At 51.5% G+C, this 12,398-nt stretch carries 10 protein-coding genes; 7 read left to right on the top strand and 3 right to left on the bottom strand.

What is annotated here, in order from left to right:
- Positions 1–42: 42 nt before the first annotated feature.
- Positions 43–933, bottom strand: a complete 891-nt coding sequence (locus tag FJM74_RS02635; protein WP_187261011.1) for a diacylglycerol/lipid kinase family protein — start codon at positions 931–933, stop codon at positions 43–45.
- 96 nt (positions 934–1,029) lie between these two features.
- Between FJM74_RS02635 and surE the strand changes: the two genes are divergently transcribed.
- Positions 1,030–1,758 (top strand): 5'/3'-nucleotidase SurE, encoded by a 729-nt coding sequence (gene surE / locus FJM74_RS02630; protein ID WP_187261010.1) that lies wholly within the window; start codon positions 1,030–1,032, stop codon positions 1,756–1,758.
- A gap of 567 nt (positions 1,759–2,325) precedes the next feature.
- Here surE and FJM74_RS02625 read toward each other — a convergent pair.
- A complete protein-coding gene (locus FJM74_RS02625) occupies positions 2,326–4,107 on the bottom strand; it encodes an OmpA family protein (protein WP_241738914.1) in 1,782 nt (593 codons plus the stop codon).
- Between the two features lie 419 nt (positions 4,108–4,526).
- Between FJM74_RS02625 and lon the strand changes: the two genes are divergently transcribed.
- From lon to hslU, 3 genes are all read left to right on the top strand, one after another.
- Positions 4,527–7,013, top strand: a complete 2,487-nt coding sequence (lon, locus tag FJM74_RS02620; protein ID WP_187261008.1) for an endopeptidase La — start codon at positions 4,527–4,529, stop codon at positions 7,011–7,013.
- A 510-nt stretch (positions 7,014–7,523) separates the two neighbouring features.
- Entirely contained in the window at positions 7,524–8,570 is a 1,047-nt protein-coding gene (porQ, locus tag FJM74_RS02615; protein WP_187261007.1) for a type IX secretion system protein PorQ, read from the top strand.
- 190 nt (positions 8,571–8,760) lie between these two features.
- Entirely contained in the window at positions 8,761–10,158 is a 1,398-nt protein-coding gene (gene hslU, locus FJM74_RS02610; protein ID WP_187261006.1) for an ATP-dependent protease ATPase subunit HslU, read from the top strand.
- A gap of 2 nt (positions 10,159–10,160) precedes the next feature.
- Here hslU and FJM74_RS02605 read toward each other — a convergent pair whose 3' ends face one another.
- Positions 10,161–10,316 (bottom strand): hypothetical protein, encoded by a 156-nt coding sequence (locus tag FJM74_RS02605; RefSeq protein ID WP_187261005.1) that lies wholly within the window; start codon positions 10,314–10,316, stop codon positions 10,161–10,163.
- Positions 10,317–10,543: 227 nt separating this feature from the next.
- Here FJM74_RS02605 and FJM74_RS02600 point away from each other — a divergent pair, with 227 nt between their 5' ends.
- The 3 genes from FJM74_RS02600 to FJM74_RS02590 all read left to right on the top strand — a co-directional run bounded on the left by FJM74_RS02600 (position 10,544) and on the right by FJM74_RS02590 (position 12,362).
- On the top strand, positions 10,544–10,786 hold the full coding sequence (locus FJM74_RS02600) for a hypothetical protein (protein WP_187261004.1): 243 nt from the start codon (positions 10,544–10,546) through the stop codon (positions 10,784–10,786).
- A gap of 184 nt (positions 10,787–10,970) precedes the next feature.
- Positions 10,971–11,699 carry an SDR family NAD(P)-dependent oxidoreductase gene (locus FJM74_RS02595; protein ID WP_187261003.1) on the top strand — a complete coding sequence of 243 codons (729 nt, stop codon included), beginning with the start codon at positions 10,971–10,973 and terminating at the stop codon, positions 11,697–11,699.
- A gap of 243 nt (positions 11,700–11,942) precedes the next feature.
- Positions 11,943–12,362 (top strand): IS1/IS1595 family N-terminal zinc-binding domain-containing protein, encoded by a 420-nt coding sequence (locus FJM74_RS02590; protein WP_187261002.1) that lies wholly within the window; start codon positions 11,943–11,945, stop codon positions 12,360–12,362.
- The last annotated feature ends 36 nt before the right edge of the window (positions 12,363–12,398 follow it).

The raw sequence follows: 12,398 nt of genomic DNA, 5'->3' as shown, positions 1-12,398 counted from the left end.
GCTGTTTTGATTGGAATAATTCGCCTTATCTCCAGCTGCCGCCTACTCCTGCATTAACAAAAACTCCAGCCCCTGCGGCACCAGCCCGAGCTTCAGTTTCGTTTCCTTATTATTCTTCTGGGTATCATCATCTATGTGGAAGCGCTTGCAGTCGCTGGTTATTTCGATCTGTTTGGCACGATAGACTTCGAACTGGTCCAGGTTTTTGTCGCCACGGAGGCAGGCTTTCAGGTAAGAGGAGAATTTTTTTCGCTCCTGCTCTTTTACCAGCACCACATCCAGCCAGCCATCTCCCGGGTCGGCCTTGGGGGCCAGGTCCATGTTGGGGCCGGTATACTTTATGTTCATGATCTCTACCAGCAGGTAGTCGCCTTCCAGTTGCTGCTCATCCAGCTGAATGGTGGCTCTGAACGGAGTTGCTTTCTTTAGGATCTCCTGCTGGTGCTCCAGGGCATCCTGCAGTTCCTCTTCGCGGCTATTAAACTCTTCCTCGTCATTTTCCCGTTTCTTAATAAGCTCCGGAAAAATGCCCAGCCCTACTGCCTCAATAAACTGCTTTTTGCCTTTCGATGTCTCTAAAACACCTACATCAAAAGGCTTTTTTATGTTCAGATTCCAGCTGGCTATAATTTCTGCAGGCTCGCCCTTAATGCCTAAGGTGGCGGCAATGTTGTTGGCGGTGCCCAAGGGCAGCAACCCGATGGGGACTTTACGGCCTGTCAGGAGGGTGGCTATCTTCTGCACGGTTCCATCTCCGCCTGCCACTACCAGCAGATCGCCCGGGTCGTGGAGATAATCTTCGTAATCGTCTTCTTTGATGGAGGCGTAGTTTACGTCGTAGCCTTTTTTCTTCAGCTCTTTTATCAGCTCTTCGGGGGTATACTGCTCAAATCCGGCTTCGGGATTATGCAATAAGGTAACACGTACAGGCATACAGCAGTATCTATTAAGGATTAACTCGCTCACACATAACGAACAAGCGAAGAGGGAAGTTATCTGAAAACAACTTTTTAATTAAAAGAAAGAATTATGCGAATATTAATTGCAAACGACGACGGCATTTACAGCCCGGGCATACTGGCGCTGGCCGAAGTCGCAGTTGAGTTTGGCGATGTGCGTATCGTGGCACCCGATGTGGAGCAATCTTCTATGGGGCACGCCATTACGGCCACGCGGCCACTCTCTTACAAGCCAACGCCCATCGGTAATTTTGAGGCCTACCGTGTAAACGGCACACCGGCCGACTGTGTGGCCATGGGGCTTTTCCATTGGGAGCAGCAGGTAGATATCGTGCTGTCGGGCATTAACCTGGGCACCAACCTGGGGAACTCGGCCTGGCATTCGGGCACACTGGCAGCGGCCAAGCAGGCGGCCCTGTTCGGCACCAGGGGCATCGCTTTCAGCACGCCTGTCACGCGCGACGAGCCTGATTTTGAACTGATAAAGCCCTTTGTGCGGGAGAGCCTGGAACTGCTGCTGCCCCAGAACGACCTGACCCTGCTCAACGTGAACATCCCCATCCACGCCAAGGGTTTGCAATGGACGCGCCAGTCGCTCAGGCACTACGACGGCAAGGTGGTGCCGGGCACCGACCCCATGGGCCGCGAGCATTTCTGGTTTACCGTAATTCCGGTAGAGGGTACCGAAGAAGGCACCGACCGGCATGCCATGGAGCACGGCTATGTGTCTATTACCCCGCTGCGCCTGGACCTGACCAACTACGAGGAGCTCGAAAAAGCTATGAAGCGCAATAAATAACTATAATATATATAGCAGATGCCTGCAGCAGGAGCAGCATCAGCATCAGCAGTAAAAAAGGCCTCTGGAGGGCCTTTTTTATTTGAATAATCCAAGTTGTGCGGTAGCAGCCCTAAATAATGTGGTGCGGCTGGTAACTACGAGTCAGATACTGTTGCCAGGTGCACCTAATGACGATTTTTTGTTTGAGCGTTCAGCGAGTGGGGGTAGGGGCCCCCGACAAACAAAATCGTCTTGATTTTTTTTGTTCTTTTTGTATCAAGACAAAAAGAACAAAGACACGGGCCATGAAACAAGCTGCTTCTGCTATCAAGTCTTAACAAGTGGCTATGCTAACTTAACCCCAGGCCAGTGGCCATTGCCTTAGGCTCTCGCCCACAAGATCCTTTCAGGAGGACAAGGGGACATAGTCAGAAAGGCTATCTACCGCACAACTTGGGTTAGAATAATTGCTCCCCATCTATGTGCCGGTGGTGGAGCGCAAGAGGGCTGAGCTTCAGGAAAGGCAGATTAATGGCCGCGTGAGCAGTTGTAAGAGTATAGCGAAAACTGTTTCCACAAAAAGTTTTATTTCTTTGGCGTGTCTGGTTTTTCTACACGGAACTCCACGCGGCGGTTTATCCGTTTGTCTTCCTCTGTTTTCTCTTCGCGCAGCGGTTTGCTGCTGCCGTACCCTATGGCAATCACGCGGCCCTCGTCCAGGTTCACCTTCTGCTCAATGTACCGCCGGATGGCGTTGGCCCTGTCCTGCGAAAGCTCCTGGTTAAAATCAGGGTTGCCGGCACTATCGGTGTGCCCGGATATTTCGAGGAGGTAGGTGGGGTGGTCTATCAGGAAATATGCCACTTCATCCAGGATAGGCTCCATCTCCGGTTTGATGTCCGACTCCATCGGGTCGAACTCGATGTTCTCAAAAACCATCGGGATGTTGTAGTCTATCAGCGTGGTCATAACCTGCAGCGAGGTGTCGTTCTGCAGCGACAGTTCCCGCTCGATAGTGAAAAAGTCGGAGCTCTGGATGATGAGCATATAGCGAGAGTTGTCGATCAGGCTGAACTCAAACGAGCCGTCAGGCCGGATGTATTTAGATGATATCTCGATGCCGTTGTCCAGGTCGATGATGGAGATAACGCCCGAAAGCGGTTTCTGGGTAACAGAGTCTACCAGCGTGCCTTCTACTTTGGTAACGGCAAGCGGGTGCGCCTCCATGGGCAGCGGAAACGAGAACAGGTCCAGGTTCTCGATGTCGTCGGCTTCGGAGCGGGCGTAGTAGAGGTTTTTAGAGTCGGTATCGATGGTGAAATAGTACTCGCTGCCTTTGCCATTTACCAGCGGACCAATGTTAAGCGGCTCCTGCCATCTGCCGTTCACTTTATAGGTTTTGTAAATATCGAAGTCGCCAAAATTAAATAGCTGGCCGCGCGAGCTGAAATACAGTACCTGGTAAAGCGGGTGGAAAAAAGGGCTGACCTCACTCTCGCGGGTGTTAATGACAGGACCCATGTTTTTGGCCGGAGCCCAGTCGCCGTTTTTGCGCTTGTGCGTAAAGTAAATATCAGAAAGGCCAAAACCGCCCAGCCTGTCGGAGGCAAAGTACAGGGTGTCTTCGGTAGGCGATAGGCTGGGCTGCGAGTCCCAGGCGTAGCTGTTCACCTGCGGGCCAAGGTTTTTGATCTGGCCCCAGGTGCCGTCGGGTTGCAGCTGGGCCGAGTAGAGGTCGCAGTTGCCGTAGCCGTCGGGGGCTTCGCAGCGGGCAAAGTACATGGTTTTGCCGTCGCGGCTGATGCAGGCAGAGCCCTCGTTGTAAATGCTGTTGATGGGTTTCCCAAATGCCTTTGCCTCCTGCCAGTAGCCGTTTACCTGGTTAGAATAAAACAAATCTTCGTTTGGCTTACTGTTAATTCCCTTAAATTTGCGCTTAGAGGTGAAAATCAGCAGCTCCTTGTCGCGGCTAAGGGCAGGCCCGTAATCTTCGTAAGGCGAGTTGATGGCGTTGCCCATGTTCAGGTAAACACCTTTTGGCGGCTTAAACGTAGTTATCTTTTTGCGGTACTCCACCAGCTCGTAGTAATAATTAAGCGGCACGTAGTAGTCCCTGGTGTTCTGTTCCAGCGAGTCGTAGTAAGACTGCACACGCCGGGCGTCGGAGCGGTGGTGCTTCAGCACCAGCCGGTACAGCGAAATGGCCTTTTCCTGCTGTTGCTGGCGTTCGTAGAGCTGGCCCAGCCGCCAGAGCAGGTTCGTGTCTTTGTAAAAATTCTCGATGCCGAAATTGCCGACGTACTTTTCGAGCAGAGGGAGCACCTGATCATACTGCTTTCGCCTCTCCAGCTTCTGAATGGTCGACAATAATTTACGGTCGCTGTAGTACGGGATTACATTAATATTGGGAAATTGCAGCTGGAAGCTGGCAGCGGGCGCATTTCGCTGGGTTTTTATCCGGGCTGAATCTAACGGGACATGCTTGTACTGGCCGGTGCTGAGAAATGGCAACAGAAAAAAACACAAAAAGAGCCCAAAAAGGGAGTTGAACCTCATTAACCCGAGTAAATTTGCTATCAGCTCAAAGATATTGTTTTAAGCAATAAATTCAGAAACAAAAGACGGTCGGGAGCTTTTTATTTTTGCATAACGGCTGGCTGATAGCAGCTTTTCAAGACAAAAAGAAAGAGATGGTGTGCCTGGCACAGCTCTTGACTATACACGTACTACTAAGAAATAAAGCTTCCTGCTGCTTCATTTCTGTCAAATTGGCACTAATCAGACTTATGACCTATAACGCAAACAACTTTTTACACCAGCTTTTGATGAGCGAGATCAATGTAGACGATAATGATGACATGATTCCGATTATCACCCTGGATCCGGACGAAAACATGTCTACCGACGATCTGCCTGATGAGCTGCCAATCCTGGCCGTCCGGAATACCGTGCTGTTTCCTGGGGTGGTGCTGCCTATTACAGTGAGCCGCAAAAAATCGGTACGGCTGGTGCGCAAGGCCCACAAAGGTGACAAGACCATTGGTGTTGTGGCCCAAAAGAACATGACCAGCGACGAGCCCTCTCCCGAAGATCTCTTTGAGGTGGGCACGGTGGCCAAAATACTTAAAATGCTGGTGCTGCCCGATGGCAACACCACTATTATTATACAGGGGCAGAGCCGCTTTAAAGTAGAGGAGATCACGCAGGAAGACCCTTTTCTGCAGGCCCGCATCAGCTATTGCACCGAAACATTCCCGAACAAAAAAAGCAAAGAGATTAAGGCGCTGGTGCAGTCGCTCAAAGACGCGGCCGCTAAAATGCTGAAACTCAGCCCTGAAATTCCGCAGGAGGCGCAGGTAGCCCTCGACAACATCGACAGCCCCAGTTTTCTGACGCACTTCCTCTCCTCGAACCTGAACGTGGAGGTGGCCCAGAAGCAGCAGCTGCTGGAGGTGAACGATGGCGCAGAGCGGGGCACCCACCTGCTGGAGCTGATGCTGCGCGAAATACAGTTGCTGGAGCTCAAACAGGAGATCCACACCAAAGTACACACCGACATAGACCAACAGCAGCGCGACTATTTTCTGCGCCAGCAGATAAAGGTGCTGCAGGATGAACTGGGGCAGGAGGGCCCCGACCAAGAGATTGCCCGCTTCCGGGAGCGGGCCGCCAAAAAGAAATGGCCCGAGCCAGTAGCCAAGCACTTCAGCAAAGAGATAGAGCGGCTGGCGCGCGTAAACCCGCAGGCGGCCGAGTATCCGGTGGCGGTAAATTACCTGGAGTTCCTGCTGGACCTGCCCTGGAACGAATACACCAAAGACAACTTTAACCTGAAGCGCACCAAAAAAATTCTGGACGCCGACCACTACGGCCTCGAGAAGGTGAAGGACCGGATTATAGAATACCTGGCCGTGCTGAAGCTGAAGCAGGACATGAAAGCCCCGATCCTGTGCCTCTACGGACCTCCGGGCGTGGGTAAAACCTCGCTGGGGCGATCGGTGGCCAAGGCCCTGGGGCGTGAGTATGTCAGGATGTCATTGGGAGGCGTGCGCGATGAGGCTGAGATCCGGGGGCACCGCCGCACTTATGTGGGTGCCATGCCGGGTAAGATCATCAACCAGATCAAAAAAATCGGCTCTTCCAACCCTGTCATCATCCTGGATGAAATCGATAAACTGGCTTCTGATTTCCGTGGCGACCCCTCTTCGGCCCTGCTCGAGGTGCTGGACCCGGAGCAGAACCATACCTTCCTGGACAATTACCTGGATGTGGAGTACGACCTCTCCAAAGTGCTCTTTATTGCCACCGCCAACTCCCTCGATACCATTCAGCCCGCCCTGCGCGACCGGATGGAGATAATCGAGCTTACGGGCTACACGCTGGAAGAGAAAACAGAGATTGCCAAACGCCACCTGGTGCCCAAACAGATAAAGGAGCACGGGCTGCTGGAAGAAGATGTGAAACTGTCGAAGGCCACTATCCAGAAAGTGATTGAAGACTATACCCGTGAGTCTGGCGTGCGGAACCTGGAGCGAAAGCTGGGCCAGCTGATCCGGAACACCGCCAAGCTCAAGGCCATGGAAGAAGAATTCACGCCTTCTATAAAGCCCGAGGATGTGGTGAAGATCATGGGGTCAGAGATTTTCGACAAAGAGATTTACCAGGATATTGATACAGCCGGTGTTGTGACAGGCCTGGCCTGGACCTCAGTGGGCGGCGACATCCTGTTTATCGAATCTATCCTGAGCAAAGGCAAAGGAAAACTGACGCTGTCGGGGCAACTGGGCGATGTGATGAAAGAATCGGCGATGACGGCCATTTCTTACCTGAAGGCGCACGCCGACCTGCTGGAGATCGATTACCGCCTGTTCGACCAGTACGACCTGCACATTCACTTTCCGGAGGGTGCCGTTCCGAAAGACGGGCCGTCGGCGGGTATTGCCATCTTTACGTCTATCGCCTCGGTGTTTACGCAGCGCAAAGTGCGCTCGCGCCTGGCCATGACCGGCGAGATCACACTTCGGGGCAAGGTGCTGCCGGTTGGGGGCATAAAAGAAAAGATACTGGCCGCACGCCGTGCCGGGATCTCTGATGTAATCCTTTGCCAGAAAAACCGCAAAGACATAAACGAGATTCCGGAGAACTACATCAAAGGCCTGAAGATACACTACGTAGACAGAGTGGACGAAGTGGTACAACTGGCCTTGCTGAAAGAGAAAGTAAAGCACCCGCTCAAACTGACGGTAACGGAAGAGAAAGCTGCTGCAGAGTAATGCGGAGCCGATGCTTTGTGCGGCATTTTATACTCAATATCAGAAAACACGGTTTACGACGTTCTGACACTGTGCCCGAAGCTAATTCCTGGAATTGCTTCTAAGGAAGTATTTCGGAGCCAGCAGCAGCGCCTCAGGAGGGCCATTTTCATTAGAATAATTTGGTTGCTGGTTGTTAGGTGTTAAATGGTTGAATGCTTAGGTTATTGTTGAAAAGCTGAGGTGCACGATGGGGGCATCCTGTAAATCCTTATTCTGACAGAAATAGCAGCAGCAGCAGCAACGCCTCCGGAGGGCCTTTTTCATTAGAATAATTTGGTTGTTGCTGCTTGTTCAATGGTTGCTTCAGGCATTTTGAATTCTGGAGTCGAATCCAAACCCTCAGGGCTTTTTCGGCACAGTGGCAAAAGGCGTTCGGCGAAAGAATTTTGAAGCGCTAAACGATTTCCGATCAACAATTTAGCCATTCAGCCATTTAACAATTAATAAGAAGCTGCTTATCTTGAGAGCATGATAAAAAAAGTAAGTGCGTGTGTAGCTATGCTCATTGGCTTTGTACTGGGGGCGGAGGCGCAGATCGGGGGGCAGCGGAGCTTTTCGTTTCTGGAGTTGCCTACTAATGCAAAGCTGGCAGCGATGGGCGGCGTTAACGTTAGTTCCTGGAGCCACGATGTGAACATGGTGGCCTCTAACCCGGGCTTGCTCCAGTCGGAAATGGACAACCAACTCTCGCTGAGCTACACCGGCTACCTGGCCGACATCACCCACAGCAATCTGGCCTATGCCTTCAACAGCGAGCGGTTCGGGCGCTATGCCGTCGGTCTGAACTACATCAACTACGGCGACTTTATCCGCCGCGATGCCAACGGCATGGAACTGGGCACGTTCAGCGTAAACGATTATACCTTTAGCCTGAGCCATGCCCGGCAAACAGAGGCCTTTACCATTGGAGCCACCCTAAAAATGGCGGTATCAAGTATGGCCGGCGATAAAGCGGTGGGCCTGCTGGCCGATGTGGGCGGCACGTTTAAACACCCCGAGGAGGACCTCACCGTAGGGCTGGCATTTAAGAACATCGGCTATCAGGTAAAACCTTTTGACGGGGGGGAGCGGCAGCCCATGCCTTTCGATGCGCAGCTGGGACTGAGCTACAAGCCCGAGCACATGCCGGTGCGGCTGTCGCTCACGGCGCACCGCCTCTACCAGTTCGATATTGTGTACCTCGACCCAAACCAAAGAGGCCCCCTGGATGCGAACGGCGAAGAGATAAAAGAAGAAAAAAAGCTGGGCGATAAGATTGCCCGCCATTTTGTGGCTGGCGCAGAGTTCGTGTTCAGCAAGAACTTTCAGATAAGGGCGGGATATAACCACCTGCGCCGCAAGGAACTCCGGCTCGATACGGCTTCCGGTGGCGCCGGCCTTTCGCTGGGTGCGATGTTGCGGGTCCGGTCTTTTGAACTCAATTATGGGGCGGCCTTTTTCCATCCGTCCGGCGGGAGCCATTATATTACCGTAAGTACCAATACGAGTACATTTCTGAAGCGGAAGAGCAGCTGAGGGGCTTCGCTGAATTAAAAATTAGAAATTCCAGATTAGAAATGCTTGCAGATACGTTCTTTTAACAGATAAAGCAGCAACCTCCTCAGCTTTTAATGCCTGAGTTGCCGCAGTTTTTAGAAAAGCTTTGCCAGGCTGTTTTAGGCGCCTGCAAAGAAACAAAGGAGATTTCAAATTAATAACTATTGAAATGTTAGATGCATTAGAAAACTTAACCCCGGCCCAGATTGTAACGGAGCTGGATAAATATATCATAGGTCAGAAAGATGCCAAGCGGAATGTAGCCATAGCGCTCCGCAACCGCTGGCGCAGAATGAATGCCGACGAGAACATCAGGCGCGAGATTGTGCCCAACAATATCCTCATGATCGGGGCGACCGGTGTGGGTAAAACTGAAATTGCCCGCCGCCTGGCCAAAATTGCCGATGCCCCCTTTACTAAAGTAGAAGCCTCTAAGTTTACAGAAGTTGGCTACGTGGGCCGCGATGTGGAAAGCATGGTGCGCGACCTGGTAGAGCAGTCGGTGAATATGGTGAAGGCTGCCAAAAAAGAAGAGGTGAAGCAGAAGGCGGCAGAAGCCGTGGAAGACATTATCCTGGACGCCCTGATTCCGCCCATCCAGAGCCGTGGCTCGGCGCCTGTTTCCTTCAGCTCCGACCCGAACACCATTCCCGACACCGATTACGAGCTGAATGAGCGAACCCGCGAGAAGTTCAGAGAAAAAATTCGTAATGGCGAGCTGGAAGACCGTAAGATCGAGATCAGGGTGCAGCAGAGCGCCCTGCCAGGTATGGGCGTAATGGGCCCCGGCATGGACGAAGCCTCTATGATGAACATCCAGGAGATGATCAGCGGCATGATGCCCAAGAAAACCAAGAAGCGCAAAGTAACCATCGCCGAAGCCCGCAAAATATTGCTGGAAGAAGAAGCGTCTAAACTCATCGATATGGATGAGGTGAAGGAAGAGGCCATTTTTAAGGCAGAAAACGCCGGCGTGATCTTTATTGATGAGATCGACAAGGTGGCCAGTTCCAGCAAAAAGGGTGGAGGCGGTGGCCCCGATGTGAGCCGCGAAGGCGTGCAGCGCGACCTGCTCCCGATTGTGGAAGGCAGCGCCGTGAACACCAAATACGGCATCATCAACACCGACCACATTTTGTTTATAGCAGCCGGTGCGTTCCACGTGGCCAAGCCATCCGACCTGATCCCGGAGTTGCAGGGTCGCTTCCCGATCCGGGTGGAACTGCAAAGCCTCACCAAAGACGACTTCTACCAGATCCTGAAGTTCCCGAAAAACGCACTCACGAAGCAGTACGAAGCTTTATTGGCCGCAGAAGAAGTAGAACTTTCCTTCGCAGACGAAGCTCTGGACGAGATTGCCTCCATCGCCTTTGAGGTAAACGCCGAGGTGGAGAACATTGGAGCCCGAAGACTGCACACCGTAATGAGCCGCCTGCTAAATGACATCCTGTTCGATGTGCCGGACAAGATCGGTGCCAACGCCAAAATCCTAGTTACCCGCGAAATGGTACTCGAAAGATTGTCTGACATGGTTCGCAACCGCGACCTGAGCCAATATATTTTGTAAGCTTAAAGTTGAAAAGTTAGGAAGTCGATATTTCTGCTTTCGCCTATTAAGAAAACAGGAGCTTTTGCTGTGGCAGGGGCTCCTGTTTTGTTTTTATATAATCCCTGGCGCAGAAATAATTTTTCTCCCATGATCTGTCTTTTTACAGATGCTTCCATACTACCTGCTATCTTCAACCCCTTTACAAGATAGGGGTATATTGGAGACAGAATCCTGGCTATTTTCGTGAATAAACTTTGTGTGGCTGCCGTAAAATAAATCCTGCCTTGCACCCAAATAAGGGTCAAACAGCAACTGTTGCTCATATCTTCCTATAAAATCCTGTGCCCCGCGTCCGGATACCTGTGTTCTTTTAAAAACAATTGCCACCGCCTTACCAGACCTCGTGCTGCTGCTTTTGCTGGCGGGCGGCTATCTGCTGCTGGAGGTGGCCGCGCACCGTGCTCTTCAAAACAAAGACGCCAGATCAACTCAAAGCCGCTACATTACTTCCGCACATATGGCTGCGATGGCAACAATCCTTGCTACGCTCTACACGACGGATGCGGCCATTACCGGATTTTTACTAGCCCTGGCTTTGCTGTTGCTCATCTGTTTCGTATTATTGGTGTACCCGGATGCAGGCTAAAGAGGTAGCCGGAGCATCTGCAAGGCACGAACCTTCGTAATCTATACTTTGCCGACCTTAACCTAGCAAAGCTGTCGGAACCAACTCAGCAATTAGCATATTTATAAGAAATGCCTTTATGGCTGTTGTTGACGCAAATGTATTATAATTTCGAATTTTTAATTTGGCAAAGACCCTTAGCAGCATGAACTACTACATTATAACCGGAGCCAGCAAAGGCATAGGCAAGGCCATAGCAGAAGAACTTCTGAAAGATAAGTCGAACTACGTGATCGGGGTATCCCGGACAAACAGCATCGAGCACCCGAATTACCGGTTCCAGCCACTCGATTTTTCGGACCTGGAAGGAGTGGCGCATAACCTGCACAAGATTTTCTCCCCGCTAAAAGACGCGGAGCGGCTGGTGCTGGTCAATAATGCCGGGGTGCTGGGCGATATCGGCTATGTGGGGGAGCAACTGCCGAACGACCTCTTCAAGTTTGTGATGGATGTGAACGTGGTGGTGCCGGCCATCTTCATAAACACCTTCCTGCAGGTGTACCACAAGCAGCCCTGCCCTAAAGTTGTTGTCAACATCAGTTCCGGAGCAGGCAAGTACCCGATAGACGGCTGGGCCAGCTACTGCGCCTCCAAAGCCGCCCTCGACATGCTATCGCTCACCGTGCAGAAAGAGCAGGAGGCCCGCCATGCCAAAGTAAAAGTGTTCTCGCTCTCTCCGGGTGTGGTAGACACAGGCATGCAGGAGCAGATAAGGGAATCTAACGCAACGCAATTCAGTGCTGTGGAAAAGTTCAGGCAGTACAAAGCAAGTGGCGAATTGTCTGCCCCCGAAGCCGTAGGAAAGAAAATAGCGAGATTCCTGCACGAGACAGATAAATACAACGAAGTTATCCTATCGGTGCGGGATATGTAATAGATATGTGATATATGATATAGGACAGCCCCCCTCGTAGCCGCACCCCTTGCGGGTGCTCATGCCCCCAACTGGCAAAACCTCCGGAGGGCATTTCCATTAGAATAATTGCCCAGCTTGCCACGTAACGCCACTAGAGGAGGCACTATTAAAATATTTTTCGCTAAAATAATATATATATGCTAAATTGCTATATGTTTGTGCTAACAAATGTAAGTTAGGTATAAGAAGCCCCGATCATCCATGAAACACCCTTTGTGCCCTCGCTGTGAAGCGCAACACGTTGTAAAAAGTGGCATCATAAACGAAAGGCAGCGGTACCGCTGCAAAAAGTGCAGCTATTATTTTACCGTAAGCAAACTGGGCAAAAACATCGATAGCTACTATGTTACAAAAGCGCTGCAGCTATACATAGAAGGCGTAAGCTACCGCGAAATAGAGCGTATTCTGGGTGTGAGCCATGTATCGGTTATGAATTGGGTGCGCAAGTACAAAGTAAAGCAACCGGAGCAGACAGAGTACCACCCTTCTTACAAAGTGCTGAGCCACAGCGAGCTGGTGGCACATATGCAGTCGGGCGACAACCTGAAAGGCGCCGGCATGATGATAACCGAGCTTGGCGACAAGTACATGATGATCAAGTGGAAACGTTTTAAAGAGTAGTTGCCGGCTTTAGTAGCAGAGCAACCTTGCCAGATG

The organism is Pontibacter beigongshangensis, assembly GCF_014332515.1.
GTDB classification, from domain to species: Bacteria; Bacteroidota; Bacteroidia; order Cytophagales; family Hymenobacteraceae; genus Pontibacter; species Pontibacter beigongshangensis.
This window is presented reverse-complemented; position numbering and strand designations above follow the sequence as displayed.